This is a genomic window from Paenibacillus sacheonensis, assembly GCF_009909195.1.
Lineage (GTDB): Bacteria > Bacillota > Bacilli > Paenibacillales > Paenibacillaceae > Paenibacillus_Z > Paenibacillus_Z sacheonensis.
Window position 1 is genome coordinate 80,464 of record NZ_JAAAMU010000001.1, and the last position, 23,179, is coordinate 103,642.

The 23,179-nt window shown below is 59.2% G+C and carries 15 protein-coding genes; all 15 read left to right on the forward strand.

Annotation, left to right across the window (positions count from 1 at the left end; genetic code table 11):
• Positions 1-17 precede the first annotated feature (17 nt).
• The 15 genes from GT003_RS00290 to GT003_RS00360 all read left to right on the forward strand — a co-directional run bounded on the left by GT003_RS00290 (position 18) and on the right by GT003_RS00360 (position 23,099).
• Positions 18-737, forward strand: a complete 720-nt coding sequence (locus GT003_RS00290) for an SDR family NAD(P)-dependent oxidoreductase (protein WP_161693219.1) — start codon at positions 18-20, stop codon at positions 735-737.
• Positions 738-755: 18 nt separating this feature from the next.
• Positions 756-2,309, forward strand: coding sequence for a GH39 family glycosyl hydrolase (locus GT003_RS00295; protein WP_161693221.1), 1,554 nt, complete (start codon positions 756-758; stop codon positions 2,307-2,309).
• Between the two features lie 144 nt (positions 2,310-2,453).
• Entirely contained in the window at positions 2,454-3,467 is a 1,014-nt protein-coding gene (locus tag GT003_RS00300; RefSeq protein WP_161693223.1) for a LacI family DNA-binding transcriptional regulator, read from the forward strand.
• 376 nt (positions 3,468-3,843) lie between these two features.
• The gene (locus GT003_RS00305; protein ID WP_420831416.1) at positions 3,844-5,574 is read left to right on the forward strand and encodes an alpha-1,3-galactosidase-related protein; all 1,731 of its coding nucleotides are present in this window, start codon (positions 3,844-3,846) and stop codon (positions 5,572-5,574) included.
• Between the two features lie 65 nt (positions 5,575-5,639).
• Positions 5,640-6,650 carry a LacI family DNA-binding transcriptional regulator gene (locus GT003_RS00310; RefSeq protein ID WP_161693227.1) on the forward strand — a complete coding sequence of 337 codons (1,011 nt, stop codon included), beginning with the start codon at positions 5,640-5,642 and terminating at the stop codon, positions 6,648-6,650.
• A gap of 132 nt (positions 6,651-6,782) precedes the next feature.
• A complete protein-coding gene (locus GT003_RS00315; RefSeq protein ID WP_161693229.1) occupies positions 6,783-7,916 on the forward strand; it encodes an ABC transporter ATP-binding protein in 1,134 nt (377 codons plus the stop codon).
• A complete protein-coding gene (locus tag GT003_RS00320; RefSeq protein WP_161693231.1) occupies positions 7,913-10,855 on the forward strand; it encodes an extracellular solute-binding protein in 2,943 nt (980 codons plus the stop codon). The genes GT003_RS00315 and GT003_RS00320 overlap by 4 nt, the downstream gene beginning before the upstream one ends.
• Complete coding sequence (locus GT003_RS00325) at positions 10,852-11,862, forward strand: carbohydrate ABC transporter permease (protein WP_239565665.1); 1,011 nt, start codon at positions 10,852-10,854, stop codon at positions 11,860-11,862. Before GT003_RS00320 ends, GT003_RS00325 begins: the two co-directional genes overlap by 4 nt.
• Position 11,863: 1 nt before the next feature.
• Positions 11,864-12,727, forward strand: a complete 864-nt coding sequence (locus GT003_RS00330) for a carbohydrate ABC transporter permease (RefSeq protein ID WP_161693233.1) — start codon at positions 11,864-11,866, stop codon at positions 12,725-12,727.
• Between the two features lie 45 nt (positions 12,728-12,772).
• Positions 12,773-14,827: a YIP1 family protein gene (locus GT003_RS00335; RefSeq protein WP_161693235.1), complete on the forward strand. Its 2,055-nt coding sequence runs from the start codon at positions 12,773-12,775 to the stop codon at positions 14,825-14,827.
• Positions 14,820-17,021, forward strand: a complete 2,202-nt coding sequence (locus GT003_RS00340) for a DUF5696 domain-containing protein (protein WP_161693237.1) — start codon at positions 14,820-14,822, stop codon at positions 17,019-17,021. Before GT003_RS00335 ends, GT003_RS00340 begins: the two co-directional genes overlap by 8 nt.
• Entirely contained in the window at positions 17,018-17,905 is an 888-nt protein-coding gene (locus tag GT003_RS00345) for a carbohydrate ABC transporter permease (protein ID WP_204798876.1), read from the forward strand. The genes GT003_RS00340 and GT003_RS00345 overlap by 4 nt, the downstream gene beginning before the upstream one ends.
• A gap of 1 nt (position 17,906) precedes the next feature.
• Entirely contained in the window at positions 17,907-18,884 is a 978-nt protein-coding gene (locus tag GT003_RS00350) for a carbohydrate ABC transporter permease (protein WP_161693239.1), read from the forward strand.
• Positions 18,885-19,074: 190 nt separating this feature from the next.
• Positions 19,075-20,481, forward strand: a complete 1,407-nt coding sequence (locus GT003_RS00355) for an ABC transporter substrate-binding protein (protein WP_161693241.1) — start codon at positions 19,075-19,077, stop codon at positions 20,479-20,481.
• 23 nt (positions 20,482-20,504) lie between these two features.
• On the forward strand, positions 20,505-23,099 hold the full coding sequence (locus GT003_RS00360) for a glycoside hydrolase family 2 TIM barrel-domain containing protein (protein ID WP_161693243.1): 2,595 nt from the start codon (positions 20,505-20,507) through the stop codon (positions 23,097-23,099).
• Positions 23,100-23,179: the final 80 nt, after the last annotated feature.

A 23,179-nucleotide genomic window follows, 5' to 3' on the forward strand; every position in this document is an offset into this window, starting at 1 on the left:
ATTGGAGGGATAACCTAGTGGATTTGCATGGCAAAGTCGCCGTCATCACGGGCGGCGGCCGGGGAATCGGACGCCAAATCGCGCTCGATCTCGCGGCCTCCGGCTGCAGGACGGTCGTCGCCGCGCGAAGCGAAGCGGAATTGGACGAGGTTGCCGCGGCGATCGCGCGGACCGGCGGTCAAGCGCTGACGGTATGCGCCGACTTGAGCGAAGCCGCGGCCGTGGACCGGCTGGCGGACGAAGCGATACGGGAGTTCGGCGCGATCGACATTCTGATCAACAACGCGGGCATTATCATTCCGAAGCCGCTGCTCGAGACGACGGACGAAGAATGGTACGAGACGTTCGCGATCAACGTGGACGCGCTGTTCAAGCTAAGCAAGCGCGCGCTCGCCGACATGAAGCGGAGGCGGGCCGGCTACATCGTCAACCTGTCTTCCACGGTCGCGCTCGGCGTGCCGGCGCATCTGGCCGCGTACGGCGCATCCAAATGCGCCGTCGCCGGCTTGTCCGAGGCGCTGTACGAGACGGGCAAGGAATTCGGCGTAAAAGTCAGCACCGTATATCCCGGCATCACCGACACGAGAATGGTGCGGGACATCGGCGTGGCGAGCGCCCCGGCGGATTGGATGCTGCCGGAGGATATCTCAAATTGCGTCCTGTTCCTGCTGCGTACGAGCGAACGATGCGTTGTGCGCGAGCTCGTTCCTTGGTCGACCGGCTACGATAAAATATAGAAGAGGGGAATCGGCTTCATGAGATTGTTGAATATCGATATCGCGAACGCGAAGGGAAAGCACGACGCTTTCTATAAGACCTGCGTCAGCACGGGGCGCGCCAACACGCTGCTCAGAAGCGACCATCAGATGCATCTTGACCGCGGAGGCAAGGAGTGCGGGTTTCAATATTTAAGATTCCACGGCCTGTTCGACGACGACATGGGCGTCTACAGGGAAGACAAGGACGGCAATCCGATCTACAGCTGGATGTACGTCGACGCCGTCTATGATTACATTCTCGATGCCGGCATGCGCCCGTTCGTCGAATTCGGCTTCATGCCCCAGGCGCTGGCGAGCGGAGACAAGACGGTCTTCTGGGAAGACAGCAACGTCACGCCGCCGAACGATTACGACAAGTGGTCCGCGTTGATTCGCGAGACCGTGCAACATTTCACGGACCGCTACGGCGAGGGCGAGGTAAAGCATTGGTTTTTCGAGGTGTGGAACGAGCCGGATCAGCATAATATGTTCTTTACCGCAGGCCTGGAAGAATACATCAAGCTTTACGAGACGTCCGCTCGCGCCGTTCGAAGCGTATCGCCTCATTATCGCGTGGGCGGTCCGGCTACGGCCGGCAATCCGGGCTGGATCGGCGGCTTGATCGAGCATTGCGTCCGGAACGGCGTACCGCTCGACTTTATTACGACGCACGCGTATTCCTGCCAGCCGGGAGAAAGCGGAGGGTCAAAGGAAGCGCCGTATACGGGGCCGGAGGGCGCCGTTCGGACGCCGGTCTGGTCGCCGGGCACGGGCTGGGCGCAGGACAATATGTATTACAAGCCGGACGGCGTTCTCGCCGAAGTGCTTCGCGCCAAAGCGGACATCGCGGCATCGTCGATGCCGGATTTGGACTTGTATTTCACCGAGTTCGGGCTGACCTATCACTACTGGGATCCGCTTCGCGACTCCTACCACGCGGCCTCCTTCCTGCTGTCGCGGCTGAAAGCGGTGCAGGGCCACGTCAAAGCGATGTCTTACTGCGAGATATCCGACGTGTTCGAAGAGGACGGTCCGCCGACCGGCCATTTCCATGGCGGGTTCGGTCTGATGAACCTGCAGGGCATCCGCAAGCCGGCCTATTTCGCTTACCGCTACCTGAATCTGCTCGGGGAGACCGCGCTCGCTTGCGAAGATACGGAAGCGTTCGCCTGCCGGGACGAGAAAGGCGCGCAGGTGCTGTTCTGGGACTGCACCGTCCGCCAGGACGCGGAGAACAAACTGTACTACGGCAAGGAACAGCCGGCGCTGCCGGCAGGACCGTCCAAAGTGGTCATCGCCGGACTCGAGCCGGGCGATTACGAGGTGTGCGTCTACCGCACGGGATACCGGAGCAACGATGCGTACACGGACTATTTGGATCTCGATCCGAAGAGCACGCTGAGCAGGGAGCAGATCCGCCGCCTCGACGAGCGCAACGCCGGCCTGCCGGAGCATGTTCGCAAAGTGACGGTCGCGGAAGACCAACCATTCACGTACGAGACCGACATGCTGGAGAACGATGTCTGCCTCGTGACCTTGCACAAAATGTAAGTTTGACGAAAAGCGCCGACCCCAGGGGTCGGCGCTTTTCGTCATGCCCGCATTCTGCCTGACATTGACAACGCTATTATACTGCATGCACAATGGGATCATACGAAATTGAACTAGAAGTCAGTTAGAGTCCGGAGGATAATAATGGTTACGCTTAGCGATATCGCAAAAAAAGCAAACGTTTCCGTGACAACCGTCTCGCGCGTCGTCAACTTCAACGATACGACCGTGTGCAGCGAAGAGATGCAGAAGCTGATCTGGTCGCTTGTCGGTTCCATGGGCTATAAAGCGAAGAAGAAGGCGGCGGGGACGAAGCAGGAGCCGCAGGGCAGCCGCAGTTACGCCATCGCTTACGTGCTCGGTTTATCGTCCTATGCCATGCAGCAATCGTACGGCTATCAAATTATTAAAGGCATCGAGTCGGAAACGATCCGCCGCGGAATCGACATCTCGTTCACCTGTCTGAATTTGAGTTTGTACACACCGGAGGCGCTCGGAGAAAGGCTGGAAGCCGCGGGCGTGGAGGCCGTCATCTGGGTTGCCGGAACGGAAGAACAGTACTTCGAGGTCATGAACAGACTCGGAATCATGATAACGATCGCCGGCATCGAGCCCGGCTTTTATCCCGAATACGCAGACTACGTGGGAATCGACTTCTACACGGAAACGCTGCATTGGATGAAAACGCGCTTGGTCAACCGATTCGAACGCGTCGGGTACATCGGACCCAAGCAGTACGCGCGTTACGAGGCGTTCTCCGACGCTCATGCCGTGCTGGGCAAAACGCTGCGCGAAGAACATGTCATCCAGCTTGACGAATGGGAGATGGAAGATTCGAAAGCGGTCATGCTCGACTATCTGACTCGAACCGAACGTCTGCCGGACGCCATCTTCGCGGCAAGCGACGCCATCGCCTTAGGCGCGATGGTCGTCTTGAAGGGTCGGGGCATCCGCATACCCGAGGATATTCGCATCATGGGCTTCGACAACAGCGAGATGGCGAGCTACTTCGTGCCGGACTTGACGACCATCGAGGTGCCGACGTTCAAGATCGGCGTGATGGCGGTGCAGGCCGCCCTGTCCAAGCTGAACGGCGAACGCGATTTCGCGGTCCGCTTTTTCTTCCCGACCCAGTTCATCGAGCGGCAGTCCTTATAACGGGCTAACGTTTATTTCATGCTCGATAATAGTCCCTGATCACAGGCCTGTTCCTCGATATGAGTCTGGAGTCGTGATAGCAGACCTGATAGCAGACTTCATAGCAGCCTTCACCGGCTTTTGGCTGTACCCGAGCCGCCGCTTCCATTGCGAAGCGGCGGTTTTTGCGTTGCGCGGCTAAGGGCCGGCATGACAGGAAAGCGGCTGCAATACGCGGAGAAGGGAGGAATTAAAGCACAAAACGATATCATCATCGTGAGTAATTAAAGTAAAAATATTTCTTGATTTAAAGTATAATTAATACTATCTTTATAGTGAATTACATTCATTTTGCTCATTAGGTTTCTTATGAAATGGAGAGATGTCGTTGAACGTAATGGTCGAGTCATTCGGATTGAAGCCGAACCAGGAGGAGGATGCCACGCTTGCGGTGCTGCAGGCCATCGAGCACTGCCGCGGCATTGGCGGCGCCACGCTCACGTTCGCCGAAGGAGAATATCACTTCTGGCCGGATAAGGCGGTCGAGCGTCAGTATTACGTTTCCAATCACGATCAGGAGAAAACGAGGAAGATCGCCTTTCCGCTGCTCGGCATGACCGGCTTCACGCTGGACGGACAAGGCGCAACGTTTATCATGCACGGGCTGACGACGCCTTTTGTCATCGACGGGTCTTCGGATATCGCGCTCAAGAACTTCGCGATCGATTATAAGCGCCCCACGCTATCGCAGGGCATGGTCGTTCACGCCGATGCCGCGGGCTTCGCGGTCAGCATACCCGACGATTATCCGTATGCCGTGCGCGGCGGGGAACTGATCGCGATCGGCGAGGGCTGGGAAGAACCGGTGACCGGCATCATCGTGATGGATCCGCGGACGAAAGCGTCGAAGTTCCGCTCGGGCGACAGCCTGATGTGGGACGGCTACAAGGAAGGCCGCGTCGAGGCGATCGGCGAAGGTCTCGTCCGCTGGAGCGGATTCACGCATTTTGCGCCCGAGCGCGGCGACGTCCTGCTGCTTCAAGCCGGGCATCGGGACTGCCCCGGCATTTTCATTACGGACAGTCGGGACGTAAGCATCGCGTTCGTCGATCTGCATGCCAGCGCCGGCATGGGGGTTATCGCGCAAAAATCGGAAAACCTGCGGCTGTCCGCCTTCAACGTCACGCCCCGTCCGGGCTCGGGACGCTTGTTCAGCGCCTCTGCCGACGCCTGTCATTTCGTCAACTGCAAGGGGTTCATCGAGATCGAGAACTGCCTGTTCGAGAACCAAATGGACGATCCGTGCAACGTGCACGGCATCTATGCGCAAATCGCCGAACGCCGCGGCGATGAGCTTCTCTGCCGGCTTGTCCATCCGCAGCAGAGGGGAGTCGAGGTGCTTGGCGAGGGAGACCGGGTGAGGCTGATCCGCCGCGACTCGCTGCTGCCGTTCTTCGAGACGACGGTGGCATCCGTTCGCCGGATCAATGCCGAATACATGCTGGTCGAATTGGAAGCGAGGCTGCCGGCGGATATCCGCGGCGGGGACGCGATCGAGAACCTCTCCTGGACGCCGAATCTTCATATCCACGGCTGCGTCGCCAAAGCAAACCGGGCCCGCGGTTTCCTCATCACGACATCCGGCGACGTGCTGTTCGAGGACAACTTCGTCTGCACGCCGGGCTCGGCGCTCAAGCTGTCCGGCGATGCGAACTACTGGTTCGAATCGGGCGCCCTGCGCAGCGTAGCGATCCGGAACAACGTGTTCGAAGACTGCAATTACGGGTATCCGTTTTGGGGGAAAGGGACGATCGATATCGATCCGGAGATCGAAAAGCCTGAATCGTACGAGGGCTATTACCATTCCGGCATCGTGATTGAAAACAACCTGTTCCGGACGTTCCATCCCGTCCTGTTGTCCGGACATTCCGTCGACGGCTTGAGCTTCAGGGATAACGACATCGAACGGACGAGCACGTATCCGAAGCCTAATCATCTTCCCTATGCGGTCGATTTAAAGGCCTGCGACAACGTCGAAATCGACGGCAACCGGGTCGCGGGCGGCGTTCTGACCTGCCGGATCAACGGAAACGAAGCCGCGCAGCCGCTCGTGCGAGCGGAAAGCTGATGGCGGCGATCGGATGTCGCTCAGGACCGGATGACGGGAATGAAATTATGGCTTGAGGTGGATAAATGGTAACGCTTAAGGACATTGCGAAGAAGGCCAACGTATCCGTCACCACGATCTCGAAGGTCGTCAATCATCACGATACGAGCGTGTGCAGCGAAGAAACCCAGCAGCTGATCTGGTCGCTGGTGGCAGAGATGGGTTACAGGACAAGGCGGAGGAACGATCGAGGCGCCGCGGCGAATGCAGCTCCCGCGTATCGAATGGCTTACGTGATCGGCATGCCCAATTATGCCTTGTCCGGCACGTATACCTACCAGATCATCCAGGGCATCGAGACGGAGGCGTTCAAACGAGGCGTCTCCATGGTGTTCACCTGCATGAACCTGAGCCTCTACTCGCCCAGATCGTTGTGCGATAAGCTGCGCGAGATGGAAGTATCGGCCGTGATATGGGTAGCGGGTTCCGAAGGAAAGTATTTCTCGATGCTGAAGCAGCACGACATTCACGTCGTCGTGGCGGGCATCGAGCCGGACTTGATTCCCGACTATATCGATTACGTCGGCATCAATTTCTATGCAGACACGCTGCATTGGCTGCGGACCGCCGTATTCAACCGGTTCGCCGACGTCGGCTACATCGGCCCCAGCTCGCAGGCGCGCTTCGAGGCCTACAGGGATATTCATCTGCTGCTCGGCTTGACATATCGCGAGGAATGTCTCATCGACCTGGACGAGTACGACGTAGAGCAGGCCAAAGCGGCGGTAACGGGGCTTGTGAAGAGCGGCACCAAGCTGCCGGAGGTATTCTTCGCCGCCAGCGACGCGATCGGGATCGGCGCATTGAACGCGCTGCAGTCGATGGGCATCGCCGTCCCGGGGCAAGTAAGGGTATTCGGGTTCGATAACATCGACATGGCCAATTATGTCTCGCCGGGACTGACGACGATCGGCGTGCCCGCTTTCCAGATCGGCGCCCATGCGGTGAACGCCGCCCTCTCGAAGATGAAGGGCGAGCGCGACTATACGCTGCATCATATTTTTCCGACGCGATTCGTGGAACGGGATTCGCTGTAGCTGTGGGGGAAACAGGGTTAATTAATTTAATAAACTATAAATACAAATTTTATACAAAAATTAAATTGACTTTTTAATCTATAAATTATAGTATTTTCTTGTAAATAAGTTTGGGCTTCCAGGAGGGATCCTATGGCTAGCGTATCGTTCCGACATGTTTTCAAAACGTATCGTTCGGAGAAGAAACCGTCGGTCGACGATTTTAATCTCGAGATAGCGGATGGCGAGTTCCTCGTGCTGGTCGGCCCGTCGGGCTGCGGCAAGACGACGACCCTGCGGATGCTTTCCGGGCTCGAGGATATATCGGACGGCGAGATTTATATCGGAGACCGCTACATCAATTACGTATCGCCGAAGGATCGGGATATTGCGATGGTTTTCCAGAACTACGCCCTCTACCCGAATTTGACGGTTTACGAGAATATGGCGCTCGGTCTCAAGCTCAGGAAGACCGCGAAGCACGAGATCGACATGCGGGTGAAGAAGGCGGCGCGCATCCTCGAAATCACGAATTACCTCGACAAGAAGCCGGGCCAGCTCTCCGGCGGGCAGAAGCAGCGGGTTGCGCTCGGCAGGGCCATCGTGCGCGAGCCGAAAGTGTTTCTGATGGATGAGCCGCTGTCCAATCTGGACGCCAAGCTGCGCGCCCAGACGAGAGCGGAGCTGATCCGGCTTCATCGGGAGCTTGGGACGACGACCGTGTACGTGACCCACGACCAGACGGAAGCGATGACGATGGGGACGCGAATCGTCGTCATGAAGGACGGCGTCATCCAGCAGGCGGATACGCCGCAGCGCATCTACCGGCATCCGGCCAATCTGTTCGTCGCCGGCTTCATCGGATCGCCGGCCATGAATTTCATCGAAGGCGGCATTGCGGAGAGCGAGGGCCGCATGTATTTCAACAACAAGCGGCTGCGGCTGCGCATTCCCGAGAGCTTCTATCCCTCGCTGCGCGAAGCGCCGTCGCTGCGCAGCGTCGTCCTGGGCATCCGGCCCGAGCATATCGTCAGCGACCCGGCTTGGCTGCAGCATTTCGACAATAAAGTAAGCGCTTTAATCGACATCAAAGAGCTCATGGGCGCGGATACGTATTTGTACTTGAACGTCGGGGAGACGAATCTGGTGGCCAGGGTCGACGACGCGGAGGACGGCTTCGAATTGAAATCCGCCGTCGAGGTCGGCTTCCAGATGGAGAAGGCCCATTTCTTCGACGCGGCGACCGGCGCGAATCTAAGCGCGGATAGCCTGCGAGGGCAGCCATGAGCGTTCGGAAATCGTACGTGTATGCCGCCATTATCGCCCTTATCGTCCTCTTCTACGTGTATCGTTCGTTCGGCGGCGACGAAGGCGCGTTCCCGGTCGTCTCCGCGGACAGCATCAAACTGGCTGGCTTCGATGACGGAGAAGGAAGCCCGTTCTACCACGAAGCGCTGGAGAGTTACGCTGCGGGAGGCATACGCGACTATCAGGGAAAACCGGTCAACGTGAACCCGGCGGACTATTCGGGCAGCGGGGACAATGCCAAGCTCGCTGTTGCAAGCGATTCCAAAGGAAACGGGAACTCGTTGTCGTGGAATAACAGCGAAGGTTGGACCGAATGGACCGTCGACGTGCCGGCAGACGGCCTTTATACGATCGAGCTTCGATACGAACCGCTTCAGGCGAACAGCACGAGCTCCGTTTTCTATGGCTTACGGATCGACGGCAAGTATCCGTTCGCCGAAGCGAAGTCGATCGAACTGATCAAGTATTGGCAGGACCGGACGCGTCCGTTCGCCAAAGACGAGCTCGGCAACGAGATTCGGTCGGCGCAGGTCGCCGTATCGGGCTGGGAGACGGAACAGCTGCGCAATTACGCCGTATCCTCCGAGCCGCTGCGGTTCAGCCTCAAGAAGGGAATTCATAAGCTCCGCTTCCTTGCGTTGAACGAAGCGATGAAATGGGGCGCGATCCGGCTGACCGCGCCGGAACAGCTGCCTGCTTACGACAAGGACGCGGACGGCGCGCATGCGGCTAACGCCGATTCCGCCTGGTATAAGGTGATCGAAGCGGAGAGCTATGACCGCAAATCCCACCCGTCCCTGCAGGTTGGCAGCTACAGCGAGCCGCACGTGTCTCCCGATCCGAAGGGGCGGGTGGTCTACAACACCATCGACGGCAGCCGTTGGCAGAAAGCCGGGCAATGGGCGGAGTGGAGCGTCGACGTGCCGGAGAACGGCTGGTACGAGCTCGACGTGAAGTATTACCAGCGGTTTCAAGGCAAATCGAATATTTACCGCACGATCCAGATCGACGGCAGGACGCCGTACGAGGAGATGCTGCATTACGCGTTCCCGTACAATTCGAAGCTGACGGTGTACCCGATTCAAGACAAGGACGGCGTGCCGTACCGATTCTACATGGAGAAAGGCAAGCACGAGATCCGTCTCGTCGCCGACGCTTCGCTGCTCGATCCCGCTATTCTCTCGCTGCGCAGCGCCATTTCGGAGATGTTCGGATTGGAGCAGATGATTCGCAAGGTGACGGGCGATTACGGCGCCAACGCGGGAGACGCGAACCGGACCTGGGACCTTGCCGCGTACATTCCGGATTTGGAGACGCGCCTATCCGGCGTAAGGGATCGGCTGCATACGGTGGAGACGTATCTGAACGGCTTGAATCAGAATACGAACGACGCGACCAATTCCATCAATGTCGGCATCGCGGTGTTGGATGACCTGCTCTCCGATCTGGACGACATTCCGCAGAAGATGGGCAAGCTGACCGATCTGCAAACCCGGCTCGGCACGTGGCTCGATACCTTCTCGCAGCAGGGAATGACGATGGATTATCTCGTGGTCAAGTCGCCGGGAGCGAAGCCGGAGCTGAAGGAGTCGAACTGGGCATCCAAAATCCCGTACACCGCCGTCAACTTCCTGCGCACGTTCAAGCTGAAATACGATACCCGCAGCGACAAGGACGACAAAACGCTGCAAATCTGGGTCGCGCGGGGACGCGACTATGCGGATCTGCTGCAGGAAATGACGAATCAATCGTTCACGCCGCAGACCGGCATCAAGGTGAACATCAATCTGATGCCGGATCCGAACGCTTTGCTGCTCAGCAACGCGGGGGACGACCAGCCGGACGCGGCGCTGGGCGTACCCATGGATATGCCGACGGATTACGCGATGCGCCGGGCGGCTGCGGATTTAAGCAAGCTGCCGGGCTTCGCGGACGCCGTCTCGCAGTTCAATCCCGGCGCGATGCGCTCGTTCGCCTTCAACCAAGGGGTGTACGCGCTGCCGGAAACGCAATCCTATTATTTGATGTTCTACCGCAAGAGCGTCATGAAGGAGCTTGGTCTCGGCGTTCCGCAGACATGGGACGACGTCCGCAAGCTGCTGCCGACGCTGCAGGAGAACGCCATGTCGTTCTATTACCCGTCGAAGGACTACGCGCCCTTCTTTCTGCAGAACGGGGTCTCCCTCTATTCGCAGGACGGATTGAAGCCCGGGTTTGATACGGAAGCTGCGTACCGGGCCTTCACGATGTGGACGGATCTGTACGGCAAGTTCGAACTGCCGCGCGACGTGCCGTCGTTCTTTAACCACTTCAAGCGCGGCGACATGCCGATCGGCGTAGCCGACTTCAATACGTACATTCAACTGCTTGTCTCCGCGCCCGAGATTCGGGACGATTGGGGCGTCGCGGCGATGCCGGGCATCTTGCGGCCGGACGGAAAGATCGCGCGCTGGGCGCCGAACAACATGACGTCGGCGATGATCCTGGGCAAGAGCGACAAAAAGGACCAGGCATGGACGTTCCTGAAGTGGTGGACGTCGAAGGAAGTCCAGCTGGAGTACGGCTCGAACATCGAATCGTTCAACGGGCCCGAATATCGCTGGAATACGGCCAATATGCCGGCACTGGCGGAGATGCCATGGCCGTCGGCGGACATTTCGGCGATCGAGGAGCAGAACCGTTGGACGCTCAACATTCCGGCCGTTCCGGGCGGTTATTACCTGGGCAGGGAAATGGATTTCGCCTGGAACCGGACGGTCGTGCAGAAGGTACCGCCGAAGGCGTCGCTCGACCGCGCGTTCACGGATTTGGAGCGCGAGATGCTCCGCAAGCAGAACAATTTGAACCTGGACGGGAAGTACGATCTGCGGCTGCCCGTCATCGATAAGCCTTTCGAATGGAGGACGGTGCAACCATGAAAGACATGACGATCGTTCGCCCGGGGGCGAATCCGGCGCCGCTGCCGAAGCCGGCGCCGGACCGGAAGCCAAGGCTGCGAAGGGTGCCGGTCCCCGACGTCAAAGGGGTGCTGGCCACGCTGTGGAAGGAGCGGCTGGCGTACTTGTTCCTCGCGCCCTTCCTGATCAGCTTCGTCGCCTTTATTCTCGTGCCGGTCGCGCTGGCGCTGCTCATGAGCTTCACGTCGTACGACGCCTTCAACGTTCCGCGCTTCGTCGGGTTCGACAATTTTATCGCACTCATCACGCAGGATACGATCTTCATGAAATACGCGCTGCCGAACACGCTCAAATTCGCCTTCTTCGTAGGCCCGCTCGGCTACGCGCTCAGCTTCTTCATCGCCTGGCTCATTTACCAGCTGCCGAAGGCGATCCGGGACGTCGTGACGCTGGCCGTGTACGCGCCATCCATGGCGGGCGGAGTGGCGCTCACGGTCGTCTGGCAGGCCGCGTTCAGCGGCGATTACGTCGGATACATCAACCATTTCATGCTCAAATACGGCATGATCTCGAAGCCGGTGCTCTGGCTGCAGGACCCGAAATACTTACTGATCATCATGATCGTCGTCACGATCTGGATGAGCTTCGGCGTCGGCTTCCTGTCGCTGCTCGCCGGCTTGGACACGGTGAACAAGGAGCTGTACGAGGCGGGCAAAATCGACGGCATCTCGAGCCGGCTGCAAGAAGTGTATTACATCACGATTCCGTCGATGAAGCCGCAGATGCTGTTCAGCGCCGTCATGGCCATCGTCGGCACCTTGAAGGCGGGCGCCATCTCGGTGCAGCTGACGGGGATGCCCATCACGCCGTCGTATTCCGGCCATCTGATCTTGAACCATATCGACGACTACGCGTTCATCCGTTTCGAGCTCGGTTACGCGTCCACGGTATCGATCGTGCTTCTCGCGATGTCTTATTTTGCCCTGAAACTCAGCTACCGGCTGTTCGGCCAGAAGGAGGGCGAGTAGCATGAATGCCCTGATGACCCAAGTCCGGCGCCTGACGCTGTTCGAGACGCTGCTGCTCGCCGGACTGCTGCTGCTGGCGGCGTTCCTCGCGCTGCCGATCGTGTTCATCGTCAACCACGCCTTCAAGCCGTACAACGAAATGTTCCAGTTTCCGCCGACCTTCCTGGTCCGGGAGCCGACGCTGTCCAATTTCTATGATCTCTTCCTTCGCTCCTCGGCCAGCATCGTGCCGTTCTCGCGGTACTTGTTCAACAGTCTGATCGTGTCGGCCGCAACGCTGGCCGCGGTCATCGTTTCCAGTTCCATGGCGGCCTACGTGCTGTCCAAGTATCGCTTCAGCTTGAAGAAGGCCGTCATGGCCATGATCATGCTGTCGCTCATGTTCGCTCCGGAGACGGTCGCCATCCCGCGCTATCTCATCATCAGCTGGCTGAACATCAACAATACGTATTTCGGCCATGTTCTGCCGTTCATCGCCTCGCCGGTCGCGGTGTTTCTCATGAAGCAGTTCGTCGACCAGATTCCGAACGAGCTCGTGGAGGCGGCCAAGGTGGAAGGGGCATCGGAGGTCCGGATCTTCCTGCGGATCGTCATGCCGCTCGCGATGCCGGCGCTTGCCACGATCGCCATCATCACGTTCCAGAGCGTCTGGAGCGACGGGCAGTCGTCTACGCTCTTCATGCAGGACGAGACGATGAAGACGCTGCCCTACTACATCATGACGCTCACGAGCGGCGTCAATGCGGTGGCCGGCCAAGGCATGGCGGCCGCGGCGGGACTCCTCATGTTTCTGCCGAATCTCGTCATCTTCCTGTTCGCCCAGAAGCGGATCATGGAGACGATGGTCCATTCAGGCGTGAAATGACGATCGGCGAACAACGAAAGAAGCGCACAGAGAAGAGGGTTTCATATGCGTAAATACACGACGTTGGCAGGGTTCGTGCTCTTGCTGGCCATGCTGTTACCGGGAAGCGCGTCCGCGATGGAGCCGTATTATACGTTCTATATCGATCACGGGACCGGCGGGGCGCGCACGCAATTTTATTTCATGCAGGACGTGTACACGACAGGTCCGACCCTTGCCGGTCAAGGCAAGGCGGCATTGAACGGTCCGAGCGACCTGTACATTGCGGGGGACGACCATCTGTTCGTGGCGGATACGGGGAATAACCGCATCGCGGAGTTCGACGCGAACGGCAGCTTCGTCCGGGAGATCGGCGGGAAGGACGGCAAGAGCGCGCTCAAGGCGCCGGAGGGCGTATACGTCACCCCGGAGGGCGAAGTCTACGTCGCCGATACGGGCAATCGCCGCATCGCCGTGTTCGATGCGCGGGGGCGGTACGAGAAAGAATTCCAAAAGCCGGCCAATTCGCTGGTGCCGAAGTCCTTCTATTTCGTCCCGGTCAAGATCGCCGTCGACGCGCGCGGCATGCTGTACATCGTGTCGAAGGGCTCGTACCAGGGTCTCGTCCGCATCGATAAGGCGGGACAATTCACCGGGTTTCTGGGCGGCAACAAAGCGAGCGCGACGCTGCTAGACCGGATCAAGCGGACGATCTTCACCGACGAACAGATGGCGCAGGAGAAAAAGAAGCTGCCGCCTGAGCTGAGCAACGTGACGCTCGATGCATCGGGTTTCCTGTATACGACGACGCTCGGCGTCAGCGCCAACCAAGTCAAGAAGCTGTCCGCGGGCGGGCAGAACCGGCTGAGCGGCGGCTTGTCGGGTTCCGAGCAGATCGTCGACGTCGCCGCGGATGCACGCGACTTCTATTACGTCCTGGACCGCCGGGTCACAGAGGAAGACGATATCAACGGCTTGATCACGGTCTTCGGCCCCGACGGCTCGGAATTGTTCATGTTCGGAAGCGTCCAGAAGCAATCGCAGCGGCGCGGCGTGCTCTCTTATCCCGTCAGCATCGGCGTCGATTCGAAGAACCGCCTGTGGGTGCTCGATTCGGATTTGAACCTGCTGCAGGCGTACGAACGGACGGCGTTCGGCAATGCCATCCTCGATGCCGCCGCCGATTATTACGTCGGCGACTACGAGAAGGGCAAGTCCAATTGGCAGCGCGTGAGCGCGCTCAACGAAACGATCAACATGACGTATTTAGGCCTGGGCGAAGCCGCGCAGCGGGAAGGGCGAGCCGAGGACGCCATGCGGAATTTCAAAATGTCCTATGACGTGGACGGCTACTCCGAAGCGTTCTGGACGTTCCGGCTGGATTGGATTCAGCGGTATTTCGGCTATTTGGTCGGAGGCATCGCGGGCATCTGGCTGATCTACCGCTACGGAATCCGGAGGGCCTTGGCGTATTACCGGGCTCACACGCCGACGGTCCTGCAGGGCATCACGCAGGATATGCGGGATTGCGGCTATACGATGCTGCATCCGTACGAGGGATTCTACCGGATCAAGGGAAGGAACGTATCGTATGCGAGCCTCCTGCTCGTCCTGGCGTTGGTCGCAGGGGCGAAGCTGGCATCGATGTATTGGAGCGGATTCATCTTCCATCCGGCCGACCTCCGCCGGATACGGCCGTGGACCGAGCTCGGACTGTTCTTCGCGCCCATGTTTACCTGGATCGTGGCCAATTACTTGGTCAGTACGGTCAAGGACGGGGAAGGGCGGTTCCGGGAGGTGCTGCAGGCCAGTGTGTTCGCGCTGCTGCCCTATGCCTTGCTCTCGATTCCGGTCATCGTGCTGTCGAACGTCTTGGTTCTGGAGGAGAGCATTCTCGTCTCCTCGATCTCGAGCATCATGTGGCTGTGGGTGATCCTGCTGTTCTTCGTCAGCTCCCAGGTCATTCACAACTTCGAATTTATCGAAAACTTTAAAAACTCGGCGATCACGCTGTGCACGATCGGCGTTATCTGGCTCTTCGTCGTCATCAGCGCAGGCCTGACCTACAACCTGTCGGATTTCATCTATCAGCTCTATAAGGAGGTCGCTTTCCTTGGGTAGCCTATTCAGCTTCAGACAACGACGGAAGCTCCTTATCGCAGCCGCCATCGTCCTTGCCGCCGCAGGCGCGGGATTCTACGCGAGAAGCCAGCTCGCCGACCCGGTGTCGGGCCGGATCGACTTCGACGTGAAGCTCCCGGGTACGGCCGCCATGGCGGAGGGGGACGCGTGGAGCCCGGGTGCCGTCGACGGCGCCGGCTTTGCCGAAGCGGCCCGGAACGCCGGCTATGCGCTTGGCGTTCAGCCGTCGACGGGTCAGATACGGGTGGAGGATCTGCGCAGCGGGGCCTTGTGGACCAGCAATCCCGACAAGGCCGCGCTCGCGAAGGAGACGGTGTCCGGCGACCTGCGCACCAATCTGGAATCGCCGTTCGTGATGGAATATTACGAGCAGGCATCGATTCAGCGGAAGGTCATCAATTCGCGCGGCGCCGGCGTGAAATGGACCATCGCCGCGCTGAAGGACGGCGTCGCCGTCCGCTACGACCTGACGCAGCTCGGGATTCGATTCGTCATGACCTACGAATTGACCGCGAACGGACTGCGGGTCGCGATTCCGGACGCCGGAATCGAGGAGAACGGCGACCATCGGATCATCTCCATCGAAGCGCTGCCGTTCTTCGGAGCCGCCGCGGCGGACGATCTGGACGGTTATCTATTCGTTCCGGACGGAACGGGCGCGCTCATGCATTTTGCCCGCGGCGAGAAGCTGATCGGCAAAGGCTACAACCAGCCCGTCTACGGGGCCGAGCTGACGAACAAATCGGCGGAGTTCGACACGACGCTGCCTTCGACGGTTCCGGTGTTCGGCATGAAGAAGGGGGACGACGCTTTCCTGGCAATCATCCAAGGAGGGACGTCGAACGCGACGATTCGCGCGATTCCTGCGGGCGTCGTCAGCTCGTTCCATTCGATCGACGCCAAATTCGTCTACCGCGAGGAATACGACCGCCGGCTCAGCCTGGGCGGCAAGTCGCTGCGCGTCTTCGGCGACGAGCGGTCGCGCCAGGACGGGGAGGTGGCGTATTCCTTCCTCTCGGGCAAGGACGCGAATTACGTCGGCATGGCCAAGCGATACCGCGAGGAGCTGACGGCCGAGGGCAAGCTCCGGCCGCTTCCGCCGCAGGGGGAAGCGCCCCTCGAGCTCACGATTATTTGCGGCGACGCGAACAAGTTGGATCACGATTACGAGGCCGCCACGACGTTCGGCCAGGCCGAGGATATCGTGAACGACCTGAAGCGGTCGGGCGTGGCGCATGCCCGCATTACGCTGAAGGGCTGGCAGAAAGGCGGAGGTCTCCATGGCTCCGAGCCGTTCAAGGTCGAGCAGGCGCTCGGCGGCCGCGAAGGCCTGCAGGCCTTCGTCAAGACGGCGCATTCGCTCGGCTACGAGGTCGTGCTGAACGCCAATCTCGTCGACGCGGATACGGACACCGACGCCTTGACGCCCAAGAGCCTCGGGATTCGCTCGGCCGAAGGCGACGTGCTGCTCGGGGAAGACGGCTCGTTTCTCCTGACGCCGAACGTCACGTACAATCTGGCGGAGAAGCTGGTGCGCCAAGCGAAGGCGATCGGCATCGACGGCATACAATACGACCGGCTTGGCGACACCGTCTTCCGGGACTACAATCCCTCGTATAAGTACACCCGCGAAGACACGGCGTACATCTACGACCGGATCTTGGACCTGACGTGCGACGAATTGGGCTACGGCGGCGTCTTCCTCGGCAATTCGTACGCTTTCGGCCATGCGGATCACATCTATCAAATGCCGGACGACGGCAATCATTTCTATTCGGTCGACGAGATGGTGCCGTTCGTACCGATCGCCCTGCACGGCAGCATGACGTATTCGATGGCCCCGGGCAACCTGAGGAACGACGCGGGCCAAGAACGGCTGAAGGCGATCGAATACGGCGCCGTTCCCGCCTTCGAATTAACGGCCGATACGAGCCGGATGCTGATGGACACGAAGACGTACGGGATCTACAGCAGCCGGTACGCGCAGTGGAAGAAGCAGGTTCTCGCCGAATATGCGGACATGACGCGCTTGTCCGCCACCGCCGGCCAGCCGATTGCGAACCACTATAGCAGCGGCGACGGCGTCTACGTGACGGAATACGGAAACGGCGTACGCGTCACGGTCGATTACAACGACGGAAAGTTCGACGTCCAAGAGGAGGGAAGCCGATGAACGCCCGGGCGAAGGGAATAGCCAAATTTACCTACAAGTTGAAAAGCAATGGAGCGGGCTACCTGTTCATGCTTCCCTGGATGATCGGATTCGCCGTGTTCATGGCCTTTCCGATCGGCTGGTCGCTGTATCTGACGTTCCAGAAGGTCGGCCTGACCGGCACCGGTTTCAAATACAAGTATATCGGCCTCCAGAACTTCAAGGACGCGCTGCTCAAGGACAACGAGTTCACCATTCAGCTCCTCGTGTTCCTGCAGCAGATGATCTTCATGATCCCGATCATCATTATTTTCTCGCTGTGCGTCTCCATCCTGCTCAATCAGCGTTTTCCCGGACGGTTTCTGTTCCGCGCGATCTTCTTCCTGCCGGTCATCTTCTCGACGGGGCAAGTGTTGACGGAGCTGTTCCAGCAGGGTGCCGGCGACGTGCCGTTCATTGCCCAGTACGGAATCGACACGTACGTCTCGGATCACTTCAGCGCGTCGATGGCCGAACCGATTCTGAACATTCTCGGCATGATGATTCTGATCCTCTGGTCGTCCGGCGTGCAGATCCTGATCTTCATCGCGGGCTTTCAGACGATCTCCAATTCGATCTACGAGGCCGTCCGCATCGACGGGGCATCGCCATGGACCAGCTTTTGGAAAATCACGCTGCCCGGCATCAAGCCGTTCATCGGATTGAACCTGCTGTACACGATGGTGGATCTGTTCACGTTTCCGTTCAACCCGATCATGGAGCAGATCAAGAAAAACATGTTCAGCATCACGACCGGGTACGGTTACGCCAGCGCGATCGCATGGCTCTACTTTCTATTGATCATGATTCTGATTGGGCTGATCATGCTGTTTCTGAACAGTTCCAACAAGGCGGGGAGGGCTTGAGATGAAGACGGAAGCCGTCGTCAGAAGGTACTCGCGCCAGGTCCGCTCGCTGGTCATCGGCCGCAGGGCGCAGCGCGCGAAGCTTGTGGTGCTTGGCCAGCACGCGAACGAGGGACTGCTCGCCAAGGCGTTCATTTACTTCATGCTCTCCATCATCGCGTATTTGTACCTGCAGCCGTTCTTCTACATGATCTCGACGATGCTGAAGGGGCTGGCCGATCTGCTGGATCCCACGGTCAAATGGATCCCGCGGACGGTCGATTGGAATAATCTTTCCCGGGCGTTCGACGGGCTGAAATATCCGCGATCGTTCTTCAATTCCTTGCTGCTGGCGGGAGGAGGATCCCTGCTGCAGGTGTTCGTGTGCGCCATGACGGGGTTTGCGCTGGCACGGCTGCAGTTTCCGGGGAAGAAGCTGTTCTTCGCGCTCGTATTCCTGACGTTCCTGATCCCGCCGCAGGTCATCATGATCCCGCTCTTCGTCACGTTCAGCAAGCTGGGCTGGCTGAACACGCCGTTCGTATTCCTCGTGCCGGCCCTGTTCGGCCAAGGCATCAAGAGCGCGTTGTTCATCATCATCTTCAGACAGTTTTTCCATTCGCTGCCCAAGGCGCTCGAAGAGGCGGCGATGATCGACGGCGCGTCGATGTTCCGGCTGTTCTTCCGGATCATGCTGCCGCTCGCATCCTCGGCGTGCCTCGTCGTCTTCCTGTTCTCGTTCATCTGGTACTGGAACGAAAGCTATTTGACATCGATGTTCCTGTCGAACGATTTCACGCCGTTGTCCAACAAGCTGTCGAATTTGGAAGCGACCATCTTCGGCGATAACCCGAGCATGGCGGTGATGTCGCAGAATCCGGTTACCGAAGGGACGAAGATGGCAGGCGCTTTCCTGATCGTGTTTCCGCCGCTCGTGCTCTACATGATCGCGCAGCGATGGTTCGTCCAAGGCATCGAGCGTACGGGGCTCGTCGATTGACGGGCCGGCTGCGCAGGCATGCCCGGCGCGCGGCAGGCAAGCGAGACAGTCGATTCTGCAAGGGAGGTGTTGCCGAGGCGCCGAAGGCCGAACCGTGAGAACCGCTTTGCATGAAGATCTGCTTAAACAAAGGGGCAGCGACGCAATTCGCACGAATTCAATCGATCGATCATAACGGGAGGTATGGAGAATGAAACACAAACCATGGACGATGACGCTATTTACCGTAATGCTGCTTTTCTCGCTAGCGCTGAGCGCCTGCTCGAACAACGGAAACAACGCGAACAAGGAGACGGCGAACGGCAAGAACGCGGCCGAACAGCCGGCGGATCAGTCGAACGATAAAGCGGACGACAAGAACGCCGACGCGGCGGCACAGTCCGACGAACCGGTCACGTTGACCTATATTCGCGCCTCCGACGTCAGTCCTGTCGAACAGAATCAGCTGGATATGTTCCAAGAGAAATATCCGAACATCAAAATTAATATCGTCGTGGGAGAAAGCGGCGCCGGCAACATGCTGGAGAAAGCGACCGCGCTGCAGGCGGCGGGCACGCCGGCCGACCTGATCTGGGTCCAAGACATGCTGCCGTTTGTGAAGGACGACCTGCTGGCCGACCTGACGCCGTACATGAAGACGGATCCGGTGCTCAGCACGGCCAAAATCCCGGCAAGCTCGCTCGAAGCGCTGCAATTCAAAGGCAAGCAGGTCGCGCTGCCGCGCGCGGAAAATCCGATTTTCGTCTACGTGAACAAGGATTTGCTGGCCAAGCACGGCATCGACATGCCGAAGAACGACTGGACCTGGGATCAATACCGCGAGATCGCCAAGAAGGTAACCGATCCTAGCGTCGGCGAATACGGCATTGCGTACGGACCGTTCAACTCGATCGTGACGGCAGGGGTTATCGGCGTGGACAACGGCACGTCCCCGAACCTGTACTTCATGGATCAGGATTGGAAGCAAAGCCTGCTGACGACGCCGGAAGCCCGAAGCGATATCGAATGGATCGCGGATCTGCAGAACGTCGACCACTCCATCGGCACTTGGGACGAATTGACGAAGGTTGGTTCCGACGACGGCTGGATGAAGGGCAAGGTGGCGTTCGAAATTCACGGCTCGTGGGAAGGCAAGAACCGCAGGGAGAAAGCCAAGTTCAACTGGGACGTTCTGCCGCTGCCGGGCGGCAAAGCGAAGCAGGTCGGCTATAACGTCGGAACGGGCATCGGCATTCTGAGCGCTTCCAAGCATCAGGACGCGGCCGCCAAGTACCTGAGCTTCATGAATTCCATCGAATCGCAGAAGCAAGGCCTGTTGAACGGGGACTTCCCGCTCACGGAAGACGAAGAGCTGAAGCAGGCGCTGGTAGAGACGCCGGTATGGAAGGGCACGAATATCCTTGCGACGATCGGCGTCGAGATGAAAGCCGAGCCGGTCGGGGCGATCGTCGGATCGGAGAAATACGTGCAATGGTGGGGCGATGACGTGCAGCATGCGTTCAAGGAAGGCGCCGATCTGAACAAGGCGTTCTTCGAGCCCGCGCAGCAATTCAACGATTACACGCTGACGGTACGCAAGGAGCTTGGGTTGGAATAACGAGGCGAAGGGGAGATTCGGCAGTGAGACACGACAAGCGGGTACCGCAGTATTCGACGGCTGGTTTCTACGGGATCGAAGGCAGTCCGAGACAGGTGTTCAATTTCAATCCAGGCTGGCGTTTCTTGAAAGGCGAGGCAGCGGGCGCGCAGCAAGAACTGTTCGACGACAGCGCCTGGGAAGCGGCGGCACTGCCGCATGGTTTGGAAATTCTCGGCGAGAACGCCAGCGGCATGCGCAATTATCAAGGACCCGCCTGGTACCGGAAACGGTTTGCGCTTCCCGGAACGATGATCGACAAGCGCGTCGTCCTGCATTTCGAAGCGGTCATGGGCAAAGCGGAGGTTTGGGTGAACGGTCGGATGGCCGTGGAGCATTGGGGAGGTTATCTTCCGTTCGCGGCGGACATCAGCCATCTGGTCTATCATGACGGACGGGAGAACGTCGTCGCGGTAAGGGCCGACAACGCCAACGATCCGTCTTATCCGCCGGGCAAACCGCAGGATTATCTGGATTTCAGTTATCTCGGGGGAATCTACCGCGATGTCTATCTCATCGAGACGGATCCGCTGCACGTGACGCATAATCTGCTCAGCGGCACGGTCGCCGGCGGCGGCGTGTTCGTAGGCGTGCGGAACGTCACGGACAATAACGCCGATATAGAGGTTCGGACCGAGATCACGAACGAGGACGGCAGAAGCCGGAGCTTCACGCTGCGCACGGTGCTGGAGAACATGGAGGGCGGGGAGCTGCTCGTCTGGGAAGAGAAGGCGGAGCTGGCATCCGGCGTGACCGCGCAGTTCGTCCAGCAGCTTGACGCGCGCGATGTCCGCCTATGGCATCCGGATGATCCTTATCTGCATTACGTCCGCACGGAGCTTGTCGAGGACGGCAAGGTCGCCGACAGCTTCAAGACGCGCTTCGGCATCCGGTTGTTCGAGATGCGCGGCGACGAAGGCTTCTTCGTCAACCGCCGTTTTATCGGGCACAAGCTGAGCGGCGTCAACCGCCATCAAGACTATGCGTACGTCGGCAACGCGCTGCCGAATTCCGGCCAATGGCGCGATGCGGTCCTGCTTCGCGAAGGCGGCTCCAACGTGGTGCGCGCCGCTCATTATCCGCTTGCCGCGGCGTTTATGGACGCCTGCGACGAACTCGGCTTGCTGGTCACCGTGGCTAACCCCGGCTGGCAGTTTTACAACGGCGAGAATCCCGCCTTCGAACGGCGCGTATTCGAGGATACGCGCGCCATGGTGAGGCGCGACCGGAACCGTCCGGCGGTCCTGCTGTGGGAGACGGCCCTGAACGAAACCGACGATCAGCCGATTCCGATGCTGAAGGAGATGCACCGGATCGTGCACGAGGAATTCCCGTTTCCGGGCGCATTCACCTGCGCGGACGTGGACAGCGCGAAGCTGGCCGGCTTCGATTTCTATTACCACGGCAGCATGCAGGACGACAAATGCTCGCTGACGCGCGAATACGGCGACGGCGGGGAAGTGGATAACTTCGGCTCGCAGAACGCGATGACGCGGGTTAGACGGGAGTGGGGCGAGCAGGCCATGCTGAATCAGGCGATGATCCGGGCCAAGGATCTCGACGACGTCTACGGGACGCCGCCGAAACGGATCGGCGCGACCGTCTGGTGCGGCATCGACCATCAGCGGGGCTATCATCCCGATCCGTTCCTCGGGGGAGTGCTGGATGTCTACCGCGTACCGCGCTATTCGCATTACCTGTTCAAGAGCCAGTACGCGCCCGACTTCAATCTGGCCGGCATCGACACGGGGCCGATGGTGTACATCGCCCATGAGCTGTCGCAGGTATCCGGAAGCGACGTCATCCTGTTCACGAACTGCGAGGAAGTGCGTCTGACGTGGCTGGGCAGCGTGGTCGGCACGCGGGGGCCGGAGACGAACTACGCGTCGCTGCCGCATCCGCCGGTCATCTTCAGGAACGTGTTCGACTTCCACGAGATCTCGACGAACTGGCGGAGCCGGACGGGCGAGATCGAGATGGTCGCCGAAGGACTCATTAACGGCAAAGTGGTTTGCCGCGAGGTGAAGACCTATTCCGAATGGCTGGCCGGCGTGAGGCTCGAGCTGGATGACGTCAACGTCGGCCTGACCGCGGACGGATCGGATTTCATGCCCGTCCGCGCCGTGCTGGTCGACCACAAGGGCGTTCCGAAAGTGCTTGGCAACGAGTACATTCAGTTCGCCGTGGAAGGTCCGGGGGAAATCATCGAAGGACCGATTCCCGGCGCCAACCCGATGCGCACGCAATTCGGCACGGCGACCGCATTCGTGCGCGCGACGACGGAAGCGGGCGAGATTACGGTAACGGCGTCCTGCAGCGGATTGGCTTCGGGCCGAATCGTGCTTCGTTCCTCGAAGCCGAAGCTGCCGATGATATACGATCGGTCTTACGCCATGGAAAGCAGCGCGGCGCCGAAGACGAAACCCGCCGCGACTGCCGCGGCTGCCGTGCCGGACGAAGCGATGATCTCGGGCGCGCAGCAAACCATCGACAAGCTGGAAGCGGTGATCAAGCGGCTGCAGGTGGAGCTGACGAGCAAAGAGCAGGACATTATGGAACTGCGGGGCAGCCGCGCATAATGAGGGAAGCAGCAACAAGAGATTCATAGACGGGAGAATAGACGGTAGAAAATAGGGAGAAGAGAGAGTCTTTGACGAAG